Here is a 25,642-nt window from a genome sequence, read left to right as displayed (position 1 = left end):
CGCCAGAACGAAGCATGCTACCACTGAATCTTTTAACTGCCTAAGCAGGACTTAATTAGTCGCATCAGACGTAATTACCAGGGTTAAAGATCGACGCCGCGCGCGTAGTGGCCTAGACTATATTGCATTGCAGCATCATTGCTTTCGGGTCTGATGCCTGTGCATCAACCCAACGGGAGACCCTATGAACTTACTTGCCAACCCACTCGCTAATGCTATGTTGCCTGCTAGCGCTTTCACCAGCGCATGGTTGCAGCAGCAAAATGATTCCACAACCATACCTGGAGGTGAGGCGATCGCTTCATTATTCGATCCTTTTGGGTTTGGTCGCGCAGCTTTTGGCTATTGGCGCGATAGCATGGAACGCAGCGTTCTCTATCTGGACGTGATGCGTGAACGCGGTAATCAGTATCTTGAGCACATGGAACAAACCAAGCCTAGCGTATTGGGGTTTGATACCGAAGTGCTAATCGATGGTCGGACGCTGCCGCGGCCAACCAATTATGAGTTGCTGCGCGTGCTGCCCCACGAAGGGACGGAAATCGATCTGCAAAAACGTCCTTTTGTAGTGGTGGATCCGCGCGCAGGGCATGGGCCAGGAATTGGTGGGTTTAAGCCTGACAGTGAATTAGGTGTGGCGCTTAAAGCGGGTCACCCCTGCTACTTTATTGGCTTTCTGCCGTTTCCTGAGCCAGGCCAAACGGTTGAGGATGTGGTCGAATCAGAAGTCGCATTTTTACGCCATGTGATTGAGCTGCATCCCGAAACCACCGAAAAACCGATGGTGGTGGGCAATTGCCAGGCGGGCTGGCAGATAATGATGGCGGCTGCCTTAGAACCAGAGGTTTTTGGGCCTATTCTGATTGCCGGTGCGCCGCTCTCCTACTGGGCGGGTGAACACGGCAAAGCCCCGATGCGTTATACCGGTGGTATGGCGGGGGGAAGCTGGATTACGGCACTTACTAGCGATATTGGCGATGGCCTGTTTGACGGGGCGTGGTTGGTGCAGAACTTTGAGCGCCTCAACCCGGCTAATACCTACTGGAAAAAGCAGTACCACCTTTACGATAACGTCGATACTGAAGCGGGCCGATACCTCGATTTTGAACGCTGGTGGGGTGGTCACGTCGTATTGGGCGGTGAAGAGATTCAATATATCGTCGATAACCTGTTTGTTGGTAATCGACTCTCTACCGCGCAGCTGGTGACCCATGATGGGCGTCGAATCGATCTCCGTAATGTGCGCTCGCCGGTCGTTGTGTTCTGCTCCCGTGGCGATGACATTACCCCGCCGCCTCAAGCGTTGGGCTGGATTCGTGATTTATATGAAAACGAAGACGATATCATTGCTCATGAGCAAACCATCGTTTATTGCCAGCACGATACCACCGGCCACCTAGGTATTTTTGTTTCGGGCAGCGTGTCACGCAAAGAGCATACTGAGTTCACCGCCAATATGGATTATATCGACGTACTGCCGCCAGGGCTGTATGAGACTTCCATATCTCCAGCAGAGAAGGGTGAAGATGCCGAGCTATTCGAGCGCGACTATCTGCTCGAGTTTATGCCCCGAGATTTTGCCGAGCTGGATCGTGCGGTCATGCACAAACCTGAAGATGATCGTCGTTTTGCTACCGTGGCACGGATCTCAGAAATTAATTTGGGGTTGTACCGGCTCTTTATGCAGCCCTGGATAAAAGCTGTCATGACACCGGAAGCTGCTCGCTTTATTCGTCGTATGCACCCGATTCGTTTAGGCTATAAGCTGCTTTCTGACCGCAATCCGCTTTCGGTGCCGCTGCCGGTAATGGCAGAAGCCGTGCGCAAAAATCGCCACCCGGTGTCGCAAGACAACCTGTTTAAAGCGCTTGAAACCATGGGCTCTGACCAACTGGTCGCCAGCCTTAACGCGATGCGCGATTTGCGGGATAGCAGCACCGAGAAAATGTTCATGGATGTCTACGGCCAGCCGCTGCTGCAAGCCGCCGTTGGCCTGTATGGGGATGCCCATGTGCATCGCCGCCGCCCCGGGGCCGAGCCTGAGCATCGTCGCTTCATAGAGCAACGCCAAGCAGAGCTGCGCGAGAAAATTGCCCAGGGCAGTGCACATGAGGCAGTCATGCGTTCGCTTATCTACGTACTCGGCGGCGCCCCAGCCACTGATGAACGTAACTTTAAGCGGCTGCGTGCCTCGCGCGCGGAACTTGAGCCCGGTATCAAGCTAAGTGATTTTAAAAGCTTGGTGCGCGAACAGTTCTTTATCTTAAAACTGGATCGTGAGCAGGCGTTGAATTCGCTGCCTACTTTGTTAGCAGGTAGCAGCAACGACGATATCGATGGTTATATCAGCCACCTTGAGCACGTGTTTGCGGCCAGTGGCGATCTTTCGGAGCATGCTGCCGAGCGCTTTGTTCAGATTAAAGCGCTGTTTGATAGGGCAAGGCCCCGTAAACCGATGGAGAATAAGCCGGTAGCTAGCAAGTCAGCGGCGGCTAGTAACTCGGCTGCAACGGCCAAGTCTGCCGCTAAACCCAAGGCTGTCGCCGCTAAGCCGCGCGAAACGCAGGCGGTTACGCCTGCAGCAGCGGCCAAGGAGCAGTCCGTGGTTGATGAGCAACCCTCGGCCAAAGAGGTATCGTCAAAATCGGCTACGACTAACGAATCGGCCAATGAGGCAGCGGCTAAACCGACTAGCGCTACCGGGCGTAAAAAGACGCCGCCTAAACGCTAAAACAGTATGTTAGCTCAGCACGCCCCCGCCTATTTGGTGGGGGCGTTTTATTTGTCTAATGGTCTTTTGGGTTGCTGTAATGCTGGTGGCAGTCTAGTGTCTAGCTACTCTTTATCTGAAATCTAACCTTGGTTGCCTGAAATCTACGGATTTTCTCTGCGCGTTGGTTGCTACTGGCGCTTAGCTAAGGGCTGGGGTAGGGTAGGCGCATTTTTTCATCCGTATCTTTTAACGGGCGGTTTCGTCCCGGCGATACGGCACCGAATTCAGAGCACGCGCTAGACAGTCCGTGCATTAGGAAAGTGGAGCACTATGGGCAAGTCACTGGTCATCGTCGAGTCGCCGGCTAAAGCGAAGACGATTAACAAATACCTCGGCAACGATTTCATCGTGAAGTCGAGCGTGGGTCACATTCGTGACCTGCCGACCAGCGGCTCAGGTAAGGCAGCCTCCGACCCCAAGGAGCGCGCGCGCCAGGCCGCAGCGACACGCAAGATGTCGGCGGAAGAGAAGGTGGAGTATAAAAAGCGTAAAAGCCAAGACCAACTAATTCGCCGCATGGGGATTGACCCCAACAACGGCTGGGAAGCCCGCTATGAGGTGCTGCCCGGAAAAGAGAAAGTCGTTGCCGAACTTAAAAAGCTGGCTGAGAAAGCTGACGCTGTCTATCTCGCAACGGATTTGGATCGCGAAGGGGAAGCCATTGCTTGGCACTTGCGCGAGACGATTGGGGGCGATGACAGCCGCTATAAGCGCGTGGTGTTCAACGAAATCACCAAAAACGCGATTCAGGACGCGTTCAAGGCGCCTGGCGCACTTAATATACCGCGCGTAGAAGCGCAGCAAGCAAGACGCTTCCTGGATCGTGTGGTGGGCTTTATGCTTTCGCCTCTGCTTTGGGCGAAAGTGGCCAGGGGGCTGTCAGCAGGCCGTGTACAGTCAGTTGCGGTACGTCTAATTGTTGAGCGTGAGCGAGAAATTCGCGCTTTTATTCCTGAAGAGTTTTGGGATGTGCACGCAGATTTGGCCTCACCGGAAGGTGAGCTGGTGCGTTTTGCCCTGGTTCGCCAGGATGGCAAGGCCTTTAAGCCCACCTCCGAAAAAGACACCCTTGCGCGTATTGAACAGCTTAGAAAAGCCAAGCTGGCGATTACCTCACGGGAAGATAAGCCCACCAGTTCAAAACCCACGGCACCCTTTATTACCTCGACGCTGCAGCAAGCGGCGAGTGGCCGGTTAGGTTTTTCTGTAAAGAAAACCATGACCATGGCTCAGCGCCTCTATGAGGCGGGTTACATCACCTATATGCGTACCGACTCCACCAATCTGTCGAAAGATGCGGTTGAGAGCGCGCGCAGCTATATAGGTGAAGAGTTCGGTGAGCGCTACCTGCCAGAAGCCCCTAATCGCTACAGCAGCAAAGAGAGTGCCCAAGAGGCCCACGAGGCGATACGCCCTTCTAGCGTCGAGCGTAAGGCTTCTGATTTGGCCGGAATGGAGCGGGATGCCGAGCGTCTCTACGAACTGATCTGGCGCCAGTTTGTGGCCTGTCAAATGACCCCCGCAGAGTATCTGTCGAGTACGCTAAGCGTCGAAGTCGATGGCTACGAGCTACGTGCCAAAGGTCGCGTGCTGAAGTTTGATGGTTATACCCGCGTGATGAAGCCCAGCGGTAAAAATGAAGATCAGAGTTTACCGGACTTGCCAAAGGGCACGCCCATGGCGCTGGAAGCGCTCGATCCTCAGCAGCACTTTACCAAACCGGCACCACGCTACACCGAAGCGAGTCTGGTCAAAGAGCTTGAGAAGCAGGGCATTGGCCGACCGTCGACCTACGCTTCAATCATCTCAACGATCCAGGATCGCGGCTATGTGAAGTTGGAAAACCGCCGTTTCTATGCCGAAAAACTAGGCGATATCGTTACCGAGCGGTTGAAAGAGTCCTTCCCTGACTTGATGGACTTCTCGTTCACCGCCCGTATGGAAGATAGCCTGGATGAGGTCGCCGAAGGCGAACGTAACTGGCAGGCGCTGCTGGACGCCTTCTACGAAGAATTCCGTGAAGAGCTGGCCAAGGCGGAGAGCGAAGATGGCATGCGCCCCAATCAGCCTGTGCCAACGGATATCGACTGCCCGAGCTGTGGCCGCCATATGCAGATTCGCACCGCTTCCACCGGGGTTTTCCTGGGGTGCAGTGGCTACAATTTACCGCCCAAAGAGCGCTGCAAAACCACTATTGACCTGATTCCTGGTGAAGAGGCTGTGGCTGAAGACGCGGGCGAAGAGGCGGAAACCAATGCCCTGCGTGCCAAGCGTCGCTGCCCCAAGTGTGGTACCGCGATGGACAACTATCTGATCGATGAAACGCGTAAGCTGCACATCTGTGGTAACAGCCCTGATTGTGACGGCTACGAAGTTGAAAGCGGCAAATTCAAGATCAAGGGGTACGACGGCCCAATCATCGAGTGCGACAAGTGTGGCTCTGAGATGCAGTTGAAGTCAGGGCGCTTTGGCAAGTATTTTGGCTGTACCAATAGCGAGTGTAAAAATACCCGTAAGCTATTGAAAAGCGGAGAAGTGGCGCCGCCAAAAATGGATCCGATACCGATGCCGGAGCTGGCTTGCCAAAAAGTTGACGACCATTACGTGCTGCGTGATGGAGCAAGCGGGTTGTTTTTGGCTGCCAGCAAGTTCCCTAAAAATCGTGAAACACGACCGCCACTGGTGAAAGAGCTGAAAGCGCACGCTGATGAGCTGCCCGAAAAGTATCACTTCATTCTTAAAGCGCCAAGTGAAGACCCGGATGGTCGCCCTGCACAAATACGCTACTCGCGTAAGAGTAAAGAGCAGTACGTGATGACCGACGAAGAGGGCAAGGCTACAGGCTGGAAGGCCATGTTTGATGCCGGTAAATGGCATGTGGAGGACAAGCGCAAGTGAACGCACGGTCGAGAACCAACCAGTTGCTCTACCAAGCAGAGCTGGTAGCTGCTTTGCCTGCGGGAGACGATGAACATGCCCCCGCACGGCAGATGGCGTTGGAGGAGAGCGCTTTGGCGCTCTTTGAGCTGGCGCTTGAGTCGTTGCTGCGCGAAGTTACCGAACATGCCCGCCTGTCGGAGCATCGTTGGACTGTGTTGCTGGCCCAAGATGGTCCTGCTCTGGCCGAGCTTCAACGTCTGCGCGACTTGAAAGCCCAGCCGGAAAGCTGGCTAAATTGGCTGGGCGAGCAACTTGAGCGCCTGCATAGTGACGAAGGTGCCGCGCGCCGCGCTATTCACAACCCCGCTATGATTGCGGTGGGCAATCAAATCGGTTTGCGCCAACAGTTACTGGAGAATCTTCAGGCCGCTAAGCGTGAAATAGGTGCTCTGCGTGAAACCAGCCTGGAGTGGTAGTGTTTATTGTTGTGTATGGCCCAAGTCGTCCAGAAAGGAGATCATGATGCGCTATAACCAAGTGAAAGATTTAGTCGAATGGGCAGCGGGCTTTCATGCGCGGATGGCGCGTCAGTACAGCGAAGCCGCTGAAAAAGCAGAGAATGAGCGCCTACAGATGGCGTTTAATTACTTGGCCAGCCGCGAGCTGAAAATGAAAACTGGTCTTGAAGATCTCTTCCGCGATGGCTCTGACCATTCAGAGGTGCTGGAGTTATGGTTTGATGATTCCAGCGATTTCCCCCAGCCGCCTGAGTTGGATCGCTTGGCTGAACAAACAATCACAGGTTCGATAGAGGATGCGATGAGAACTGCCACATCGGCGCATCAACGTCTTCAATCGCTCTACGAACATCGTGCTTCGCGTGCGAAAATTGAGCCTGAAGAGGAGTTTTTCAGTGCTCTGGCTCAAGGGCATAATTCGGAAATACGTCATATAATGGCCAGTATGGAAGAGTTGCAGGGCGTTTAATGGGTCTCTTTCAGTGGTTTATAGGTCATTACTTTCGAAGTGCGTTAGCTGCCTATATGACGAAATTACTAACGGCGGATGTGGGAATGAGGTATAACAGCCACCAGATGTGCCTAGTCGGTCAACCACGGGCTAACTTGTTTCGAGAGCTACCATGTTTTTAGTTAATCGCCGTCGTTTTTTAGCCATGGCACTGAGCTTGCCAGCCCTGGCCAGCGCTGCTGTTACTGCGCCTAGTCAGACTGGCCCCACTGATCTTGTAGAAACAATGCTTAGCCGTGCCCATGTGCCGCGCCATAGCGACGAGCTATGGGTGCTGATTGATGACAAAGAAGCAACCCTCAGTGTGTTTCGTGGCAATGCACTTGTGGAGCGCTTTGTGCCCATATCGCTCGGCCGCGCCGGGGCTAAAACCCAGCGGGTTCGCGGTGATAACGTGACACCTATGGGCGAGTTTCGTGTCAATCGTTTTAATTACGAAAGTCAGTGGCGTACCTTCATTGGCATTGACTACCCGACGCCCGCACACGCTAGAATGGCGCTGGAAAAAGGGATCTATTCCCAAACAGACTATGATGATTACTTCGACTACTATCGACGTTATGGCCACCCGCCGCAAAACACCGCACTGGGTGGGGCGATTGGAATACACGGCCTGGGTAGCGCAGACCCTGATATTCATGGGCGCTACCACTGGACGCAAGGGTGTGTCGCCGTTACCAACGAGCAAATCGATCGCTTGGCATCGCTAGTGGGTGTTGGCACTCGTGTAGTGATCCGTTAAGCTAACGCCGTTGATGGAAGTTCGAGGTTTTAAACAAGTGGCTATAGACAACCGCTGTGGTCTATTATAAAACAGCGTTTGACTTGCGTGCTTCGCAGCACAAGTCACTGAAAAGAACCTGCACCGCAGGTAGACAAATTTAAGCTAAGCATGTTACTTAAGTGCGTGACCTTATTTTTGTCATACCCTTAACGTAGTACCCAAGGACGACTCAAGGAGAACATTATGACTCTGAAAACTACTCTGAAGATGACTGCTGCTGCCGCTTCTCTGGCAATTCTTGCTGGCTGTGCTTCTACCAGCGCGCTGGAAGAAGTTCGCATGACTGCAGAATCTGCACAGGCTGACGCTGCAGAAGCACGCAGCATGGCTTCACAAGCTATGAACACTGCAAACCAAGCCCAGCGCGACGCGCAGGCTGCTCTGCAGATGTCTGAGCAGAACCGTGAAGAAATGAACCGTATGTTCCAGCGCTCCATGCAGAAGTAATTCTGCTTGGGCTGCTGAGGGAGTCGTCTGACTCTCTCAGCAGCTGCTGGAAGAGCTGTGGTTAGTTAATACACCGAAAGTAAGACGTCGTAATCTAAGGCGTTAGAACAGCAGGTTTTGATACTAGCTACGCAAAAAACCCCGCCTTGGCGGGGTTTTTTGTTGTTAGATATTCGCTTAGGCGTCTTTATCGGCGTCAGTGGCTTCGCTGAGCTTAAGCTCGTCTATTAGCTCAACAGGCTCGGGCTCTGGTTCAGGTGCTTGAGGGCCATAGAGGGCGACAAATTGACCGTCAGGGGCTTCTACTGCTCGCTGAATCTGTTCGGCGTCTATTTCAGCGTCATTGCCAGTCAGCTCTGTAACGCGCTCTAAGGCGTTGAGCAACGGTTCAAAGCCTTCTACGTTCTCTTCCAGCTGTGGGAAAGACTGGACAAACAGTGTGCCGTCGGCTGCAAAGCCCGCTTTGAACGGTGCATCCATCAGGTTGACCTGGGTGCCGCTGGGTAAGCGTTCGTAGAGCGATTTGATGTCTTCTGGGTACATGCGGATACAGCCGCGGCTAACGCGCATGCCTACGCCGTCAGGACGATTGGTACCATGAATGAGATAGCTCGGCATAGCCAGCAGGATCGCGTGTTCGCCCAAGGGGTTGTCAGGGCCTGGCGGCACCACGGAGGGCGCTGGCTCGCCACGCGCGGCTGCTTCGCGACGCATGGATGCCGGTGGAGCCCAGGCGGGATCTTTCACCTTAACCGTGGTGCGCGTGATACCTACGGGAGTGGCAAACTCTTCACGGCCAACGCTGACCGGGTAGGTTTCGACAATGCCGGGTTTATCGGCGGGGTAGTAATAGAGACGCAGCTCAGAAAGGTTAACGACGACACCTTCCCGCGGCGCAGGCGGAAGGATGTATTGGGCGGGGATCACCACTTCGGTACCTACTCCAGGTACCCAGAGGCTGACATCCGGGTTGGCCATGCGAATCTCTTCGTAGCCAATGTTGTGGCGTCGGGCGATGTCGATCAGCGTCTGCTTGGGGTCTTCGACAACGACGGTGTAGCGCTCACCAATCACATCGCCTTCATCGGGGAGGCGGAAGTGACCACGGGGTAGTTCATCCTGATCAGCAACCTGGGCGGCGCTGTCGGCGGCGTCGATGCTGATTTCCTGTGCTTGCGCCTGTGGCGATTCTTCTGAGTTTTCTTGAGCCTGCTGTTCTTGCACCGGCTCTTTGTTAGCGCTATCGGCTTGCTCATCAGCTGATTGCGCAAAAGCGGGGCTCATCAAGCTAGCGGCGAGTAGCACGGCCAGGCTGGTAGGGCCCCAAAGGGTAAAGGTGTCGCGAATGTTCATGGTCGTTCCTAATGTGTTAATTCACTGCTGATGCGCGTTGCTGGGCCATTGAGATCAATTAACGGCTGTTGACCAAATCGGCCATGGCTACTGGCAAGTTTGCCCCAAGCTTCACGCCGCCGCTACTTTTTGATTAAGGGTGCTAAGCAGATTTTCAAGCTGCTGGAAGCGCTTGTCGACACTTTCCATTGGTAATTCAAATCGTAAGGTGTCAGAACCGTCTAGTCGGTAGTGCTTTGGTGATGTCTGAATGAGGGTTACCAGCGTTAAGGGATCCACCTGGGTGCTGCTATCAAACAGCACTCTGCCGCGGCTCTCGCCAGCCTCGATTTTGCTTATCCCCAACTGCTCGGCACGGTGGCGCAGCTTGGTTTGGCGAATCAGGTTTTTCAATGGGTTGGGCAGTAAACCAAACCGGTCGATTAGCTCCACTTGCAGCTCTTTTAGCTCGCTGTCGCTCTGAGTGTTGGCAATCCGTTTATACATGACCAGGCGCTGCTGAACATCGTGAATATAATCACTCGGAATCAGCGCGGGTAGGTTAAGGTTAATCTCCACGCCGGTATTGAAGGGTGCATCGATATTGGGCGTTTTGCCCGCGCGAATGGCCTTCACCGCTCGATCCAGCATCTCCATATACAGCGTGTAGCCGATGGTTTCCATCTGGCCGCTCTGTTCGTCCCCCAGTAGTTCACCCGCGCCACGGATTTCCATATCGTGGCTGGCTAGGGTAAAGCCTGCGCCTAGATCATCCGAAGCGCTAATCGCTTCCAAGCGCTTGATGGCATCGCGGGTCATGGCTTTGGGCGGTGGCGTTAATAGGTAGGCATACGCCTGATGGTGGCTACGGCCAACCCGGCCCCGCAGCTGGTGCAGTTGGGCCAAGCCAAATTTATCGGCGCGTTCGATAATAATGGTATTGGCGCTGGGTACATCAATACCGGTTTCAATAATGGTCGAACATACCAGTACGTTAAAGCGCCGGTGGTAGAAGTCCGACATGATGCGTTCTAGGCTGCGCTCGGGGAGTTGGCCGTGGGCAACCCCCACTCGGGCTTCGGGGATCAGTTCGCGGATTTTTTCGGCGCTGTTCTCAATGGTTTTGACTTCGTTATGTAGTACATAGACCTGCCCGCCGCGCAGTATCTCGCGCAGCAGGGCTTCTTTGATGATGCTGGTGTCGTGCTGCTGGACAAAGGTTTTGACCGACAGACGGCGGGCGGGCGGCGTGGCGATAATCGACAGATCACGGATGCCGCTCATGGCCATATTGAGCGTGCGCGGAATAGGGGTCGCGGTCAGCGTCAAAATATCGACTTCGGCACGCAGCGTTTTGAGCTTCTCTTTTTGTGCTACCCCGAAGCGGTGCTCTTCATCGATGATCAGTAGACCCATTTTGGGCAACTCAACGCTTTTGGCGAGCAGTTTGTGGGTACCGATGACGATATCCGTTTGGCCGCTCTTAATGCTCTCGAGCGTCTGGGTGACCTCTTTGCCGCTGGTAAAGCGCGAGATGAGGCCAATATTGACCGCGGTATCGGCAAAGCGGTCGCGGAAGTTCTCGAAGTGTTGGCGCGCCAGCAGGGTAGTCGGTACCAGAACCACCACCTGACGGCCAGACTGTACGGCTAGAAACGCCGCGCGCATGGCCACTTCGGTTTTGCCGAAACCAACGTCACCACAGACCACGCGATCCATGGGCTGTGGGGAGGTCATGTCGCTGATGACCGCTTCAATTGCCGCGTGCTGGTCGGCGGTCTCTTCAAATGGGAAGTTGCCTGCAAAACGCAGATACTCCTCGCCTGGCGCTTCATAGACCACGCCTTGCTGGGCTTCCCGGCGAGCGTAGACATCCAGCAGTTCTGCGGCGGTATCGCGAATTTTCTCCGCAGCTTTACGACGGGCTTTTTCCCACTGATCCGAACCGAGCTTATGCAGCGGGGCCAGTTCGTCACCGGCCCCGCTGTAACGGGAGATCATATGCAGGCTGTCGACAGGCACATAAAGCTTGGCGCCATCGGCGTAGGCGAGCGCCAGGAATTCATTCGCTTGACCACCTGCCTCCAGCGTTTCCAGGCCTAAATAGCGGCCCACGCCGTGGGCCTGGTGCACCACTGGTGCGCCCTCGCGCAGCTCCGACAAGTGGCGTACGGCAAGCTCGTTGTCATCGGTGGCTTTTTCGCGTCGACGGCTCTGACGCACCACATCACCAAACAGCTCGGTTTCACTAATCACCGCAATGCTTGGATTATTTAGCCATAAGCCGCTGTCGACCAGGCCTTCGGTAATCGCATAGCGATGATCGCTAGCCAAAAAGTCGTGGAAGCTGTCGGTGTGCGGAAGGGTGAGCTTAAGTGGTGATAGGATCTCTTCCAGCGCTTCCCGGCGACCCCGCGACTCCGCCACGAACAACACGCGGGTTTGGGCGTGGGAGTGTAAGAAGGCTGATATTTCCGCCAATGGCTGCTTGGCGCGAGCATTGATAGAGAGCGTCGGGAGCGGAGCAGCTTCAGGCTGCTGCGCATGGCGTTGCGCGCTATCCTCGGTGAGCTCTATGCGCGGGCGGGCTTTGATCGCCGAAAATACGTCGTTGACCGGAAAAAAAGCCCGATGGGGAGGGAGTAGCGGACGGGTTGGATCAACGCCCAAATTCACGTAGCGGGCATCGATTGACTGCCAGTGCTGCTCGGCCGCCTCAAAAACCCCTGGCAGCATTGCTACCCGGGTGTCGTCGGTTAAGTGGTCAAACAGCGATGCGGTGTGCTCAAAAAACAGTGGCAGGTAGTGCTCAAGCCCCGGCGAAGGAATACCTTTCAATGCATCGTTATAAAGTGGGCATTGCCGCGGATCGACGTCAAACAGGGTTTCAAACTGCTCACGGAAACAGGCAATCGCACTGCGGCTTAGCGAGTATTCGTGGGCGGGGAGCAATTCTAGCGAGTCAAGCTTATCAGTCGAGCGCTGGCTGCCGGGGTCAAAGTGGCGCAGCGAATCGATCTCATCATCAAACAGATCAATACGGATCGGCTCATCCATACCCATCGCAAATAGGTCAATTAGTGCGCCGCGCATGGCGTACTCGCCGGGCTCATAGACTGTTTCGACGGCGCGATAGCCTGCTCGGGAGAGCGATTCACGGAACGCCTCTCGATTCAGTCGTTCACCGCTTTTAAGCGTCATTACCCGCCCGGCAATGTACTCGACCGGGGGCAAGCGCTGCATCAGTGTATTGATTGGCACCAGCACAATGCCGCGCACGCCGTCTTGCAGTTGGCGCAGTGTGCGCAGCCGGGCTGAGACAATGTCCTGATGGGGTGAAAAGCTGTCGTAAGGCAGCGTTTCCCAGTCAGGGAAAGGCAGAACCGGTACGTCGCTATAAAAATAGAGATCTTGTTCAAGGCGCTGCGCGCTGGCCGTATTGGGGGTAATTACCAATAGCGGGGCTTTGGTGGCAACGCGGGAGAGTGCCAGCGCAGTCGCGCTGCCCGGCGGCGATGTCCAGTAAAGCGTATCGCGAGTCCCTTGAGGCTGGGGCGGTTCGAGCAGAGAGAATGTTGGCATAAGCAAGATATCGTTTTGCACTGAAACGGAAGGAAGATCATACACGATCACCCGTTTCAGTTAGAGTGCCGCGACTTATGGTAGCGGCTAAATCGATTCTTTGAATCCGTTTTGTAGTGAGATTGGCATTTCTGTAATACCCCTACATGTTGTGCGACTATCCATTCATTGCGACCGTTGTGCTTGCCCCGGATAATGTATTTCCGTTCCTACTACCTGATGAGGCCGCACGTGAGTCAGCAAGCGCTCGAAAACGTTTTTCAAGAATGGCAAGGCAACGAAGCCTTGGCGGAGCAGATGATCCCATTAGTAGGGCAGCTCTATCGTCAGAATAACGTCGTTGCCACCATGTTCGGACGTTCGCTTATTAAACGGTCAGTCATCCGCATTCTTAAAGACCATCGCTTCGTGCGTAAAATAGAAGGGACTGAACTCTCCGTTGAGGATACCTATCCTATCGTGAAGGGTATGGTCGCTTTGAACCTTGGCCCCGCCCATGTGGATGTAGGTAAACTGGCGGTGATGTTCAAGAACCAGGGCGGTGGTGACGTCGAAGCCTTCCTGCGTAAAGAGCTGCAGGAAATTATTGATGGCTACCAGCCGGGCGCTAGCACCGGGGAGCCGCAAGATGTGGTGCTCTACGGTTTTGGCCGCATTGGTCGTTTACTGGCGCGAGTGATGGTAGAGAAAGCCGGGGGCGGTAACCTCCTGCGTTTGCGCGCTATTGTGGTGCGTGGCCGTGGGGATGTGGCTAAAGATCTTGAAAAGCGCGCCAGCTTGCTGCGTCGTGACTCAGTGCATGGGCCCTTTGACGGCACCATCATGGTCGATGCAGAGGCCCGCACCCTGACGGTCAACGGCAATGTTATTCAGGTGATTTACGCTGATTCACCCAGTGAAATTGACTATACCCAGTATGCTATCGATAACGCGGTAATTGTTGATAATACCGGTATCTGGCGCGATGAAGAGGGCTTAGGTCAGCACCTGAAGTGTAAGGGCGCTGCCAAAGCGCTGCTAACGGCGCCAGGTAAAGGCGATATTAAAAACATTGTTTACGGTATTAACCACGAATCCATTGGCGACGGTGATCTCATCGTCTCTGCTGCCTCTTGTACCACCAATGCGATCGTTCCGGTATTGAAGGTGCTCAACGATGAGTACGGTGTGGTAAATGGACATGTGGAAACCGTGCATGCCTACACCAACGACCAGAACTTGATCGACAACTACCATAAAGGTGACCGTCGTGGCCGCAGCGCGGCGCTGAATATGGTCTTGACCGAGACAGGGGCCGCCAAGGCCGTATCAAAAGCGCTACCTGAGCTTGAGGGTAAGCTAACCGGCAACGCCATTCGAGTGCCGATTCCTAACGTCTCCATGGCTATTCTTAACCTGACTCTGGATAAAACGACTGACTCCGCGGCGCTAAATGATTACTTGCGTCGCATGTCGATTGAGTCTGCTTATCAAAAGCAAATTGACTTCGTTGATTCAGCAGAAGTGGTGTCGTCAGATTTTGTGGGCAACCGCCATGCCGGTATCGTGGATGCTAAAGCTACCATTGCCAACGGTCATCACGCGGTCATTTATGTTTGGTACGATAACGAATTTGGTTATAGCTGCCAGGTTGTGCGTATTTTGCAGCAAATGTCTAACGTGCGGTTTTTAAAGCTGCCTCGCTAGTTAAGCTTAGTAATGCCCTGATGCCGGGTGTTAGAGCTAATCAAATGAGTTGACGCCACCTTCGGGTGGCGTTTTTTTGGTCTTAATAACCTCTTTTGCCAATGTATATAGCACTTTTGGTGGTCATCAGGGATGTGGTCATTGGACGCGCTTATCTTTATAATACGATGGATTTTTCGGGGTGGTTCAAGTGTTGCTTGGGCCTGACTGGTAACAATCTGAGCAGAAAATAACAATTCACTGAGCAGAAAAGAAGCATTCGAACCCCTTACCTTCGTATATCCGATCCAACAACTGGGCGAGACTATGATCGAAGTCAAAAAAGGCCTGGATCTCCCCATCACGGGAGCGCCCGAGCAGCGTATTGAAGATGCGCGGCCTGTGCGCCACGTGGCAATCCTGGGTACCGACTACGTTGGCATGAAGCCGACGATGGAAGTCCAGGAAGGGGATAAGGTCAAACTGGGCCAATTGCTTTTCACCGATAAGAAAATTGATGGTGTGCGCTATACAGCGCCTGCTGCCGGTGAAGTGCTTGCAATAAACCGTGGCGAAAAACGTCGTTTACTGTCTGTCGTGATCAAAGTCGATGAAACTGAGGAAGCGGTCGAATTCGCTGCTCATGATCGTAAAGCCTTGGCGCAGCTTGAGCGTCAGGCCGTTGTCGACCAACTGGTAGAGTCGGGGCTTTGGACTGCTTTGCGCACCCGTCCCTTCTCGCGTACTCCGGCCATTGATAGCACCCCGGCCGATATTTTTGTAACCGCCGTGGATACCCATCCACTTAGCCCTGATCCTGCCCTGATCATTAATGAACAGACGCAGGCATTCGAGGATGGCCTCAAGGTGTTAGCGCGCCTGACCGAGGGCAACGTCTTCCTATGTACGGGCGAAAATGCCTCAATCCCGGGTGGTGATGTTGACGGCGTAAAAACCGAAAGCTTTGCCGGCCCGCATCCTGCTGGGCTTGTTGGCACACATATTCACTATCTTTCTCCAGTCGCACTGCATAAAAAAGTGTGGCACATCGGCTATCAGGACGTAATCGCGTTCGGTAAGTTGTTTGTAGAAGGGAAGCTGGATATGAGCCGGGTGGTTGCCATTGGCGGCCCGCGTGCTGAAAATCCGCGTCTGATTCGTACCCGTGTCGGCGCTAGTACGGATGAACTCCTGGCCAATGAAGTCATCAAACCCGAAGACACTCGCGTAATCTCTGGTTCGGTATTCTCTGGCTTTGCCGCTGAAGGTAAGTTGACCTACCTTGGCCGCTTCAGCAACCAAGTGAGCTTGCTGGAAGAAGGCAATAAGCGGACGTTTATGGGGTGGCTGTCTCCCGGTGCTAATCGTCACTCTGTTTTAGGTATTTACATCTCTAAGATTAAAGGCCTGAGCAATTACGCACCAACGACCTCTACCAATGGCTCCGAGCGTGCTATGGTGCCGGTAGGTGCATATGAGACGGTGATGCCGCTGGATATCATGCCAACTCAGCTACTGCGTTCGCTGATCGTGGGCGACATTGAGGTTGCCATGCAGCTTGGCTGTTTGGAGCTGGACGAAGAGGATCTGGCGCTGTGCACGTATGTTTGCCCCGGCAAATACGAATATGGCCCCATCCTGCGTGACAATCTCACCATGATCGAGAAAGAGGCCTGATGATGGGTATTCAACAGACACTCCAAAATATCGAGCCGCATTTCCACAAAGGCGGAAAGTACGAAAAGTTCTATCCGTTATTTGAAGCGGTAGATACGATTTTTTATACACCGCCAAGCGTAGCCAAAACTACTGCCCACGTGCGTGACGGTGTCGATCTTAAACGCATCATGATTACCGTGTGGATGTGTACCTTCCCAGCGATGCTGTTTGGTATGTGGAACGCTGGCTGGCAGGCTAACACCGCCATTGATGCGGGCTACGCCTCTATGGGTGGCTGGCGCGAAGCCATTACGATGACACTGTCGTCCGGTCACGATGCGAACAGCCTTTGGGCGAACTTTGTCCTCGGGGCTACCTACTTCCTGCCTATCTATCTGGTCACTTTTGTGGTCGGTGGTTTCTGGGAGGTGCTGTTTGCAATCAAGCGCGGTCATGAAGTCAACGAGGGCTTCTTCGTTACCTCGGTGTTGTTTGCGCTGATTCTCCCGGCGACTATTCCGCTTTGGCAGGTGGCGTTGGGTATCACCTTCGGTGTGGTAATCGGTAAAGAGATCTTCGGCGGCACGGGTAAAAACTTCTTGAACCCCGCGCTTACCGGCCGTGCATTCCTTTACTTTGCCTATCCCGCGCAGATATCTGGTGATTCTGTATGGGTTGCCGCTGACGGCTATACTGGTGCGACGGCACTCTCTATGGCATTCCAGGACGGCATGTCTGCTCTGACCGACACCTTTAGCTGGTGGGATGCTTTCCTTGGCTTTATCCCCGGCTCGGTGGGTGAGGTTTCGACGCTAGCGATCTTTATCGGCGCTGCTGTGCTGCTGTGGACGCGAATCGCATCATGGCGAATCATGCTAGGTGTACTTCTGGGCATGGTGGCGACCAGTACGCTGTTTAACCTGATCGGCTCTGATACTAACCCAATGTTTGCCATGCCTTGGTACTGGCATCTGGTAATCGGCGGTTTCGCCTTCGGTATGGTCTTCATGGCAACCGACCCCGTGTCGGCGTCGATGACCAATCAAGGCCGCCTGTTGTTTGGTGCGCTGATTGGTGTGATGACCGTTTTGATTCGCGTTGTGAACCCGGCTTTCCCGGAAGGCATCATGCTGGCGATTCTGTTCGCTAACCTGTTTGCACCGCTGATTGACCATTTCTTCGTCCAGGCCAACATCAAGCGTCGCGTTAAGCGAACCGGCGTACCGGCCGAGGAGACTGCCTAATGGCACAAGGTAACAACTCCATCAAGAAAGTCCTGATTGTGGCGTTTGCACTATGTATCGTGTGCTCCGTCATTGTCTCGACCGCGGCGGTCGCCTTGCGACCGATGCAGCAGCTTAACCAGGAGCTCGACCGTAAAACCAACATCTTGAACGTTGCCAAGCTTTACGAGCCAGGTATGGACGTTGAAGATGTGTTTAGCGAAGAGATTACCGCCCGGGTCGTTGACTTGGATACGGGGGAGTACTCCGACGAGTTTGATCCCGATACCTACGATAGTTTTGAGGCTGCCCGTGACCCCGCCTCGGGTCGCACGCTTTCTGGCGATCAAGACATCGCAGGTCTATCACGGGTTGAAAACTTCGCTACGGTTTATCTGGTTGGCGGTGAAGATGATCCGGAGCAGATCGTGCTGCCGATTCGTGGTCAGGGTCTTTGGGGCTTGATGCGTGGCTTCCTGGCCGTAGAGGGTGATGGCAATACCATCGTCAGTATCACCTACTACGAGCACAGTGAAACGCCAGGTTTGGGCGCGGAAGTTAACAACCCGCGCTGGCAAGCCCAGTGGGAAGGCAAGAAGATTTACGATGAAGAGGGCGACCTCTCACCGGAAATTCACCTGACCAAAGGCGGCGCCAGTGACGAATACGAAGTCGATGCGCTATCTGGCGCTACGCTGACCAGTAATGGCGTGACTAACATGCTGCAGTTCTGGTTGAGCGAAGAAGCTTTCGGTCCCTACCTGGCTAAATTCCGCAGTGGCACCGAGCCGGAAGACGCCGAAGAGACCGATACCAACTTCGAAGACGTTGAGGGGGCCTGATCATGGCGGACGTAAATGCAAAAGGCGTTTTAACGGCGCCGATTTTCCAGAACAACCCTATTGCGCTGCAAATTCTGGGGATCTGTTCAGCACTTGCGGTAACCACCAGCATGAGCGTATCGCTCGTTATGGCGCTGGCGGTTATTTTCGTAACGGCATTCTCAAATCTGTTCGTATCGTTGATCAGGAATCATATTCCCTCTTCGATCCGTATTATCGTGCAGATGACCATTATTGCCTCGCTGGTTATCGTGGTTGATCAGATTCTCAAGGCGTATGCCTATGAGATGTCTAAGCAGCTCTCGGTATTTGTGGGTTTGATCATTACTAACTGTATCGTCATGGGGCGCGCTGAAGGCTTTGCAATGTCCAATACGCCGGGTATGTCGTTTTTAGACGGTATTGGTAACGGCCTCGGCTACGGTTTTGTTCTCATGGTGGTGGGTTTCTTCCGCGAACTGCTGGGTGCAGGTAGCGTATTTGGCATTACCATCCTCCAGACCGTGCAAAACGGTGGCTGGTACGTGCCTAACGGCTTGCTATTACTACCGCCTTCAGCGTTCTTTATTATCGGTCTACTGATCTGGGTAATGCGTTCCGTTAACCCTGAGCAAGTAGAAGATAATGAGTTCAAAATGAAGGAAAACACCAAGCCCAAGGAGGCCGTGTAACATGGAACATTATCTGAGTCTTTTTGTTGCCTCGGTGTTTGTTGAAAACATGGCACTGGCCTTCTTCCTGGGGATGTGTACTTTCTTGGCGGTGTCCAAAAAGGTCTCCTCGGCAATTGGCCTGGGCATTGCGGTCATTGTGGTGCTGACCGTCACCGTGCCGGTTAACAACCTTGTTTATACCTTCTTGCTGCAGGAAGGTGCGTTGACCTGGACTGGTATTAGCGGTGCTGAAAACATAGACCTCTCCTTCCTTGGGTTGCTCTCTTACATCGGTGTCATTGCGGCGCTGGTACAGATCATGGAAATGTTCCTTGATAAGTACGTACCGTCGCTCTACAACGCGCTAGGGGTGTTCCTGCCGCTGATTACCGTTAACTGCGCCATCCTGGGTGGCGTACTGTTCATGGTCGAGCGTAGCTACAACTTTGGCGAAGCTGTGGTCTATGGCTTTGGTGCGGGCACCGGTTGGGCGCTGGCAATTGCCGCCCTGGCGGGTATCCGTGAAAAGCTGAAGTACAGCGATGTGCCGGGTGGCCTTCAAGGGCTGGGCATTACTTTCATCACCGTGGGGCTGATGTCGTTGGGCTTTATGTCCTTCTCGGGCATTCAGCTTTAATCGGAGCCGGTTTTTCCCGGCGGTGCCAAACATCGCCGGGTAATAGAAAACCTCCAGCAATAGGAAACCGACATGGTTGATACAACAGTCATCTTGCTCGGTGTTGTCATGTTCACGGTCATCGTTATTAGCTTAACGGCGATCATTCTGGCAGCGCGCAGCAAGCTTGTGAGTAGCGGGGACGTGACCATTGAGGTCAACGGCGATCCTGAGCACACTTTGAAGACCCAAGCCGGTGGTAAGCTGCTAAATACGCTTGCGGCTAACGGTATTTTCCTCTCTTCCGCCTGCGGTGGCGGTGGTTCTTGTGCCCAGTGTAAGTGTCGGGTAGAAGAGGGCGGCGGCTCTATTCTGCCGACCGAAGAGTCGCACTTCACTATGCGTGAGAAGAAAGAGGGCTGGCGCCTCTCCTGTCAGGTACCTGTGAAGCAGGACATGAAAGTCGAAGTGCCTGAAGAAGTGTTTGGGGTGAAAAAGTGGGAATGTGAAGTTATTGCCAATCCCAACGTTGCCACCTTTATCAAAGAGCTGAATCTGAAACTACCTGAAGGCGAAGAAGTTGCCTTCCGCGCCGGTGGCTACGTCCAGCTCGTTGCTCCCCCATATGATGTCAAATTCTCTGATTTTGATATTGAAGAGGAGTACCGGGGTGACTGGGAAAAATTTGATATGTTCAAAATTTCCCACAAGAACAACGAGGAAGTGATTCGCGCCTACTCCATGGCGAACTACCCGGATGAGAAGGGTATCCTCAAGTTCAACATCCGTATTGCAACGCCGCCTCCCGGCACTGACCATCCGCCAGGCTTGATGTCGACTTATGTCTTCAGCCTTAAAGAGGGCGATAAGGTTACCGTGATGGGCCCGTTCGGCGAGTTCTTTGCCCGTGATACCGACGCCGAAATGATCTTTATCGGTGGTGGTGCGGGTATGGCACCGATGCGTAGCCACATCTTCGATCAGCTGAAGCGCTTGAAGTCTGAACGCAAGATCACCTTCTGGTATGGTGCGCGCTCCTGGCGTGAAACTTTCTACAACGAAGAGTACGATCAGTTAGCCGAAGAGTTCCCCAACTTTGAGTGGCACTTGGCGCTTTCTGACCCACAGCCGGAAGACAACTGGGAAGGGCCGACAGGCTTTATCCATAACGTGCTGTACGAAAACTATCTGAAGGATCATCCAGCACCTGAAGATTGCGAGTACTACATGTGTGGGCCGCCAATGATGAACGCCTCGGTTATCAAGTTACTACTTGATATGGGCGTTGAGCCGGAAAATATCCTGTTGGATGATTTCGGTGGCTAAGCAGTCGGCGTAAGTCGATAGTAGTATTAAGCGGGGCTGGCCTATTGGGCTGGCCCCGTTTGTTTATAAACGCTTGTGAAAGGAATGCCCCATCACTGCGCTGATAAGAGGCGCTCGGCTAAGGTATAATCGGTTTAACGATGAATGACCGTGAGGCACTTATCACTACGGCTGTTGTCGTCAGGTAAGGCCAATAATTTAAAGCTAGGCAATGTAATGCTGGGAGGTTGATATGACTATTTGGCTACTGGTATTCGGTTTCATGGCACTGATTATGGGTGTGATGGCCGTGGGAGTCATCATGGGCCGCAAACCGATTGCGGGTTCTTGCGGCGGTTTGAACCAAATCGGTATGAAAGATGGTTGCGATATCTGCGGCGGCAAAGACGAGGTTTGTGAAGAAGAGAACCGCAAGCGCGGTGGCGTGCGCCGCCGTAGCGATGAAAGCCGTGGTGCCGATTTGGGCTATGATGCTACGCGTCGCTAATTAAGACTGCGTTATATGCAACGGGACGATGATTGATCAAAAATAGCAAAGGGACGCAGAGAGCATGGCGGTTCACAATTACGATGTTGTGGTGATCGGTACGGGGCCTGCAGGGGAAAGCGCTGCTATCAACGCTGCAAAACATGGCAAGCGTGTCGCGATTATTGAGAAGCAGGCCCAGGTAGGCGGTAACTGTACTCACTGGGGTACTATTCCTTCTAAAGCGTTGCGCCATCAGGTCAAACAGATCATGGCGTTCAATACCAACCGTATGTTCCGCGATATTGGTGAGCCTCGCTGGTTCTCTTTTCCCAAGGTGATGGAGCGCTCACGAGGCACTATCGATAAACAGGTCGAGATGCGCACGACTTTTTATGCGCGTAACCGCATCGATCTTTTCCACGGTGTTGCTCGTTTTAAAGATGAGCATACCCTGTTAGTACGTGACCGCCAGGAGGGCATGGAAGAGCTAGTGGCCAAGAAGTTTGTGATTGCCACCGGTTCGCGCCCCTATCGTCCGGCTGATATTAACTTCCGCCATCCGCGTATTTACTGCTCTGACACTATATTAAGCCTTTCGCACACCCCTCGAACCCTGATAATTTTTGGCGCCGGGGTGATTGGCTGTGAATACGCATCAATATTTTCAGGTCTGGGTGTCAAAGTTGATCTCATTAATAACCGTGACAGCCTGCTTTCGTTTCTGGACGATGAGATTAGCGATGCGCTCTCCTACCATTTGCGTAAGCACGGGGTATTGGTTCGTCATAATGAGGAGTACGAGAGCGTTGAGGGTGATGAATCAGGCGTCGTTGTGCGTCTCAAGTCAGGCAAGAAAATTCGTGCTGATGCTTTTTTGTGGGCCAATGGGCGAACCGGTAATACCGACAGCTTGGGGTTGGAGAACATTGGCTTAACTGCTAATGGGCGTGGTCAGCTAAGCGTTGATGAGCACTACCGTACCGCGGTCTCCCATATCTACGCAGCGGGCGATGTCATTGGCTGGCCGAGTTTGGCGAGTGCGGCTTACGATCAGGGTTTGAACTCGTGCAATGAGCTGCTCGATAAAGAGTATCGTTTTGTGAGTGATGTACCCACCGGGATCTATACCATCCCCGAGATTAGCTCCTTCGGCCCCAATGAGCGTGAACTCACGGAAGCAAAAGTGCCTTACGAAGTAGGCAAAGCCTTCTTCAAAGATACCGCCAGGGCGCAGATTACTGGCGATACAGTGGGTATGCTTAAAATTCTTTTCCACCAGGACACTCTGGAAATACTCGGTATTCACTGTTTTGGGGATCAGGCGTCTGAAATTTTGCATATCGGCCAAGCGATTATGCAGCAAAAGGGCGATGCCAATACGCTCAAATACTTTGTGAATACCACCTTTAACTATCCGACCATGGCAGAAGCGTACCGGGTGGCTGCCCAGAATGGTTTAAATCGGGTTTTCTAACCGGCACTACGACGTTTAAGAGTCGCTGGGTTCGTGAATTAGCGTATGAGCGTAAGTCAGTGGGTCGTTATGAGGTGAGGGGGCATTGGGGGGTAACAGACTTTCAACGCGGTTGCGCCCCAACGCTTTGGCTTTGTAGAGCGCTTTGTCAGCAAGCGAATAAAGCTGCTCAAATGTCAGCGAGCCGCTTTTACACGACGTTACGCCGATGCTAATAGTTGGGTTGGCGTGCAGTTCCATCCCCCTCAGCGTATTAGCTTCAATCTCTTGGCGTAGTCGATCTGCTGCCTGTATCGCATCATGGGTAGCAGTGTTGGGCATCAATAAGCAAAACTCCTCGCCACCAATTCTCGCTAATGTATCCGATGGGCGGCTAAGCTCGCGAAGCTTTTTACTGACCTGGCGGAGTACCTCATCGCCAGCTGGATGCCCGTAGGTATCGTTAATTTGCTTGAAGTGATCAAGATCTAACAGCAGAAGGCTGAGTGGTGCTCGATTACGCTGCGCTTGGGTAAGCCCTGCAGATGCTACATTGACCAAATGGCGCCGGTTATATAGCCCGGTCAGTTCATCGGTTAGCATTAGCTCATGCATGACGTTACGCTGACGGTGTAGGTAAATAACGGCCATGCAGAGCGTAATTGCAGCGCTGACCATTAACACCAGTAGCACACTTACGGCAATCGAAAGTCGCTGCATGGCTAAACGTTGTTGAACCGAAATGGCGCGAATGTCTTCTAGCAGCTGGTTATACAACCATGACTGAGCGCTACCAATCTCCATGGCAACGCTCTGTAATGGATCAATAAGTTCTGGACGCTGTTGAGCTTCTTGTGACAGCAATGCTAGGTCGGAAAGGCGGCTATTAAGCTCGCTGAAATGGTGATTGAGATATTCAACATCTGCAATGAGATAACGGTGGTGTTCAATACTGTTCTGAATGTTGTCCAAATGACGCTTGGAAAGTGAAATAAAATAATCGATGTATTGAATATGCTCATTGCTAGGCAGGCGTCTGCCTTCCTCTAGCGCAACTCTTAACTGAGGTGTAGCTTGCTGGGCCAGCACTATGTCACTTATCAGCGTGGTGTAGTCGGCACTGGCTTTTTGGCATGCACTGTAAACATAGCTGCCCATTATTGCGGACATAGCGCAAAGAATGGCGGCAAAAATCAACGCTAAGCGTCCGCCAGGCTGACGAAGAAAGCGACGCATCATCACGATATACTCAGCAAGCAGCCAGTGATGCCGCCCCTCTCTGCATACAGCTGAGCAGGCGAGAGTACGTTGGGTAAAAACACACAATAATCAAAAAAGTGCTTCCGTTGCAAAGGGCGGTTCTGCATGGCACCTCTCCGTTAATGGGTAGGTAATCCAATGAACAGCTTAAAGTCTTCATCCTTATGCAACTTAAGCACTCGCCCGGCGTGTCTGCCATCCCACAACTTTACTAATTGCAGGGTCATACTTGTGCTCGTTATTATTAGTATTTCTGTTAGTTATTGATAATTAAATGTTATTTATCCTGGCTAAAGCTTGGCGTGCTTTTTCTTGCCAGCTGCCGTCAAGCGATGCGGCCTGTGTTAACGCTTCGCGAGCCGCATTAGTCGCTTCGTCTTGCAATAGTAAAAGGCCCAGATTTAGCCATGCAGCACCCATTTTTTCATCCAGTTCGGTTGCCCGTTCAAACGCCTTGCGTGCGTCGTCGGGTTGTTGATCTGCGTAAAGCGCATTGCCTAGCGCAAACTGCCCCATAGCGTTAGTAGGGTGGCGTTTTACAAACGCTTGCCAGCTTGAAAGCGTGGCCCGTGGCCCGTGAGACTCTTCGTAGGCGCTAAGCGCTTCTAGCGCATTACGGGCAGTAATGCCCGCGGGAATCGTACCCGGCTCGCCCACTACAAACCCCCAGCGCTCAGTGCGTGCCCAGGTGGCGTCGAAGCGACTAAACGACATCGTATGACGCTCAATTTCGCCGCTGCGCAGAATCAGCGTTTCATTGGGCAGATCGTAGCCAATGGCGACGGCGTAGTGCCACATTGGGTAAATCGGCAACGACAAGTTCTGCATAACGACCACCGGGTCGCCTGCTGCCAAATGGTTCAATAGGGAATCCATGGTGCCGCGAATAGGAAACGCGATGCGCTCATGCCGCCGCACCGTGGCCAGCATTTCAGGCTGCACGCTGCCATCACGTCCGGGCAAAAATACCTGGGGAATCAGTTCCTCAACGTCGGTGTCGACACCCTGGTGATTGAGCACCATCGCCAGCGTGGCAGGGCCGCACTGAAATTCCGTTTGGGCATAAAACGGCACGCTGGTAATTTCGGTATGAGGCGGTAGAGCTTGATAAGTGCTTTGCAGTAATACCGGATTACGCGCACAGCCACTCAATAGTAGCAGTAAAATAAAAACGCCCGCGAAGCGGGCGTTAGTGATCAAGTTATTCAACAACATAGGGGTCATGTGCTGCCTATATTAACGAGTAAACGGATAAACGTCGGTTAGGCCGAGGATATCGGTTACCAGCAAAATAATGAAAACGGCGAATAGCGCCCCTACAACCCCAGCACCGGCAGGCAGCTGCTCCAACTGTTCGGCCATTTGCTGAGCTTCAGCGTCGCTCAGTGAGGCTACGCGAGCCTCGACTTCGGCCAGATCAACACCCTGTTTTACCAGCTGATCTTGCACATCGGCGCGAGCCAGGATCTCGTTAATCCGTTCGCGATCAGCGCCAGCACGGTCAGCCGCCAAAACAGATTGGGTAGAGATTAAATCCATTGATTGGGGCGCATTGGGTGCAGCGGCAACGGGTAAGCTGGTAATAACGAGCGCTGCAATCAGTAGGGTCGAGAGGTAAGCACGCAATGTTTTCATCGTCTTCTTCCTTA

General features: G+C 53.3%; 20 protein-coding genes. 15 read left to right on the top strand and 5 right to left on the bottom strand.

What is annotated here, in order from left to right; genetic code table 11:
- Positions 1-184 precede the first annotated feature (184 nt).
- From KF947_RS01800 to KF947_RS01775, 6 genes are all read left to right on the top strand, one after another.
- A complete protein-coding gene (locus tag KF947_RS01800; RefSeq protein WP_227405278.1) occupies positions 185-2,731 on the top strand; it encodes a DUF3141 domain-containing protein in 2,547 nt (848 codons plus the stop codon).
- A gap of 312 nt (positions 2,732-3,043) precedes the next feature.
- On the top strand, positions 3,044-5,671 hold the full coding sequence (gene topA, locus KF947_RS01795; protein WP_133732362.1) for a type I DNA topoisomerase: 2,628 nt from the start codon (positions 3,044-3,046) through the stop codon (positions 5,669-5,671).
- Positions 5,668-6,129, top strand: coding sequence for a DUF6586 family protein (locus KF947_RS01790; protein ID WP_133732363.1), 462 nt, complete (start codon positions 5,668-5,670; stop codon positions 6,127-6,129). The genes topA and KF947_RS01790 overlap by 4 nt, the downstream gene beginning before the upstream one ends.
- 46 nt (positions 6,130-6,175) lie before the next feature.
- On the top strand, positions 6,176-6,640 hold the full coding sequence (locus KF947_RS01785) for a 2-hydroxyacyl-CoA dehydratase (protein ID WP_133732364.1): 465 nt from the start codon (positions 6,176-6,178) through the stop codon (positions 6,638-6,640).
- A gap of 154 nt (positions 6,641-6,794) precedes the next feature.
- Positions 6,795-7,424 carry a L,D-transpeptidase family protein gene (locus KF947_RS01780; protein ID WP_133732365.1) on the top strand — a complete coding sequence of 210 codons (630 nt, stop codon included), beginning with the start codon at positions 6,795-6,797 and terminating at the stop codon, positions 7,422-7,424.
- A 225-nt stretch (positions 7,425-7,649) separates the two neighbouring features.
- Positions 7,650-7,913: an Lpp/OprI family alanine-zipper lipoprotein gene (locus KF947_RS01775; RefSeq protein ID WP_022523170.1), complete on the top strand. Its 264-nt coding sequence runs from the start codon at positions 7,650-7,652 to the stop codon at positions 7,911-7,913.
- A 177-nt stretch (positions 7,914-8,090) separates the two neighbouring features.
- Here the strand turns inward: KF947_RS01775 and KF947_RS01770 are convergent, their stop codons facing one another.
- Both KF947_RS01770 and mfd read right to left on the bottom strand, forming a co-directional pair.
- Complete coding sequence (locus tag KF947_RS01770) at positions 8,091-9,266, bottom strand: L,D-transpeptidase family protein (RefSeq protein ID WP_133732366.1); 1,176 nt, start codon at positions 9,264-9,266, stop codon at positions 8,091-8,093.
- A gap of 111 nt (positions 9,267-9,377) precedes the next feature.
- Positions 9,378-12,827, bottom strand: a complete 3,450-nt coding sequence (gene mfd, locus KF947_RS01765; RefSeq protein WP_208862702.1) for a transcription-repair coupling factor — start codon at positions 12,825-12,827, stop codon at positions 9,378-9,380.
- Between the two features lie 231 nt (positions 12,828-13,058).
- Here mfd and KF947_RS01760 point away from each other — a divergent pair, with 231 nt between their 5' ends.
- The 9 genes from KF947_RS01760 (at position 13,059) to sthA (ending at position 22,754) form a co-directional block, all read left to right on the top strand.
- On the top strand, positions 13,059-14,513 hold the full coding sequence (locus KF947_RS01760; RefSeq protein WP_227405277.1) for a glyceraldehyde-3-phosphate dehydrogenase: 1,455 nt from the start codon (positions 13,059-13,061) through the stop codon (positions 14,511-14,513).
- Between the two features lie 306 nt (positions 14,514-14,819).
- Positions 14,820-16,169 carry a Na(+)-translocating NADH-quinone reductase subunit A gene (locus tag KF947_RS01755; protein WP_133732369.1) on the top strand — a complete coding sequence of 450 codons (1,350 nt, stop codon included), beginning with the start codon at positions 14,820-14,822 and terminating at the stop codon, positions 16,167-16,169.
- On the top strand, positions 16,169-17,395 hold the full coding sequence (locus KF947_RS01750; protein WP_133732370.1) for an NADH:ubiquinone reductase (Na(+)-transporting) subunit B: 1,227 nt from the start codon (positions 16,169-16,171) through the stop codon (positions 17,393-17,395). Before KF947_RS01755 ends, KF947_RS01750 begins: the two co-directional genes overlap by 1 nt.
- A complete protein-coding gene (locus KF947_RS01745) occupies positions 17,395-18,216 on the top strand; it encodes a Na(+)-translocating NADH-quinone reductase subunit C (RefSeq protein WP_133732371.1) in 822 nt (273 codons plus the stop codon). Before KF947_RS01750 ends, KF947_RS01745 begins: the two co-directional genes overlap by 1 nt.
- A 2-nt stretch (positions 18,217-18,218) precedes the next feature.
- On the top strand, positions 18,219-18,887 hold the full coding sequence (locus KF947_RS01740; protein ID WP_133732372.1) for an NADH:ubiquinone reductase (Na(+)-transporting) subunit D: 669 nt from the start codon (positions 18,219-18,221) through the stop codon (positions 18,885-18,887).
- 1 nt (position 18,888) lies between these two features.
- Positions 18,889-19,506, top strand: a complete 618-nt coding sequence (gene nqrE / locus KF947_RS01735) for an NADH:ubiquinone reductase (Na(+)-transporting) subunit E (RefSeq protein ID WP_009286984.1) — start codon at positions 18,889-18,891, stop codon at positions 19,504-19,506.
- 72 nt (positions 19,507-19,578) lie between these two features.
- Complete coding sequence (gene nqrF, locus KF947_RS01730; protein WP_133732373.1) at positions 19,579-20,811, top strand: NADH:ubiquinone reductase (Na(+)-transporting) subunit F; 1,233 nt, start codon at positions 19,579-19,581, stop codon at positions 20,809-20,811.
- Positions 20,812-21,043: 232 nt separating this feature from the next.
- The gene (gene nqrM, locus KF947_RS01725; RefSeq protein WP_133732374.1) at positions 21,044-21,298 is read left to right on the top strand and encodes a (Na+)-NQR maturation NqrM; all 255 of its coding nucleotides are present in this window, start codon (positions 21,044-21,046) and stop codon (positions 21,296-21,298) included.
- Between the two features lie 64 nt (positions 21,299-21,362).
- Complete coding sequence (gene sthA / locus KF947_RS01720; RefSeq protein WP_133732375.1) at positions 21,363-22,754, top strand: Si-specific NAD(P)(+) transhydrogenase; 1,392 nt, start codon at positions 21,363-21,365, stop codon at positions 22,752-22,754.
- Positions 22,755-22,769: 15 nt separating this feature from the next.
- On the opposite strand, the gene KF947_RS01715 is transcribed toward sthA, so the two are convergent.
- The 3 genes from KF947_RS01715 to KF947_RS01705 all read right to left on the bottom strand — a co-directional run bounded on the left by KF947_RS01715 (position 22,770) and on the right by KF947_RS01705 (position 25,628).
- Positions 22,770-23,972 (bottom strand): GGDEF domain-containing protein, encoded by a 1,203-nt coding sequence (locus tag KF947_RS01715; RefSeq protein WP_133732445.1) that lies wholly within the window; start codon positions 23,970-23,972, stop codon positions 22,770-22,772.
- Positions 23,973-24,263: 291 nt separating this feature from the next.
- Complete coding sequence (locus KF947_RS01710; protein WP_227405276.1) at positions 24,264-25,217, bottom strand: PA2778 family cysteine peptidase; 954 nt, start codon at positions 25,215-25,217, stop codon at positions 24,264-24,266.
- Between the two features lie 12 nt (positions 25,218-25,229).
- The gene (locus KF947_RS01705; RefSeq protein WP_133732376.1) at positions 25,230-25,628 is read right to left on the bottom strand and encodes a PA2779 family protein; all 399 of its coding nucleotides are present in this window, start codon (positions 25,626-25,628) and stop codon (positions 25,230-25,232) included.
- Positions 25,629-25,642 lie beyond the last annotated feature (14 nt).

This window comes from Halomonas sp. FeN2, assembly GCF_020595105.1.
In the GTDB taxonomy this organism is placed as follows: Bacteria; Pseudomonadota; Gammaproteobacteria; order Pseudomonadales; family Halomonadaceae; genus Vreelandella; species Vreelandella neptunia.
The sequence above is the reverse complement of the archived record's forward strand: the minus strand, read 5'-3'. Positions and strand labels throughout refer to the sequence as shown.

Coding starts and splice junctions, on each gene's coding strand:
- KF947_RS01800 (WP_227405278.1), top strand. CDS start 185: ATGAACTTACTTGCCAACCCACTCGCTAATGCTATGTTGCCTGCTAGC.
- topA (WP_133732362.1), top strand. CDS start 3,044: ATGGGCAAGTCACTGGTCATCGTCGAGTCGCCGGCTAAAGCGAAGACG.
- KF947_RS01785 (WP_133732364.1), top strand. CDS start 6,176: ATGCGCTATAACCAAGTGAAAGATTTAGTCGAATGGGCAGCGGGCTTT.
- KF947_RS01780 (WP_133732365.1), top strand. CDS start 6,795: ATGTTTTTAGTTAATCGCCGTCGTTTTTTAGCCATGGCACTGAGCTTG.
- KF947_RS01775 (WP_022523170.1), top strand. CDS start 7,650: ATGACTCTGAAAACTACTCTGAAGATGACTGCTGCTGCCGCTTCTCTG.
- KF947_RS01770 (WP_133732366.1), bottom strand. CDS start 9,266: ATGAACATTCGCGACACCTTTACCCTTTGGGGCCCTACCAGCCTGGCC.
- mfd (WP_208862702.1), bottom strand. CDS start 12,827: ATGCCAACATTCTCTCTGCTCGAACCGCCCCAGCCTCAAGGGACTCGC.
- KF947_RS01755 (WP_133732369.1), top strand. CDS start 14,820: ATGATCGAAGTCAAAAAAGGCCTGGATCTCCCCATCACGGGAGCGCCC.
- KF947_RS01750 (WP_133732370.1), top strand. CDS start 16,169: ATGATGGGTATTCAACAGACACTCCAAAATATCGAGCCGCATTTCCAC.
- KF947_RS01745 (WP_133732371.1), top strand. CDS start 17,395: ATGGCACAAGGTAACAACTCCATCAAGAAAGTCCTGATTGTGGCGTTT.
- KF947_RS01740 (WP_133732372.1), top strand. CDS start 18,219: ATGGCGGACGTAAATGCAAAAGGCGTTTTAACGGCGCCGATTTTCCAG.
- nqrE (WP_009286984.1), top strand. CDS start 18,889: ATGGAACATTATCTGAGTCTTTTTGTTGCCTCGGTGTTTGTTGAAAAC.
- nqrF (WP_133732373.1), top strand. CDS start 19,579: ATGGTTGATACAACAGTCATCTTGCTCGGTGTTGTCATGTTCACGGTC.
- nqrM (WP_133732374.1), top strand. CDS start 21,044: ATGACTATTTGGCTACTGGTATTCGGTTTCATGGCACTGATTATGGGT.
- sthA (WP_133732375.1), top strand. CDS start 21,363: ATGGCGGTTCACAATTACGATGTTGTGGTGATCGGTACGGGGCCTGCA.
- KF947_RS01715 (WP_133732445.1), bottom strand. CDS start 23,972: ATGATGCGTCGCTTTCTTCGTCAGCCTGGCGGACGCTTAGCGTTGATT.
- KF947_RS01710 (WP_227405276.1), bottom strand. CDS start 25,217: ATGACCCCTATGTTGTTGAATAACTTGATCACTAACGCCCGCTTCGCG.
- KF947_RS01705 (WP_133732376.1), bottom strand. CDS start 25,628: ATGAAAACATTGCGTGCTTACCTCTCGACCCTACTGATTGCAGCGCTC.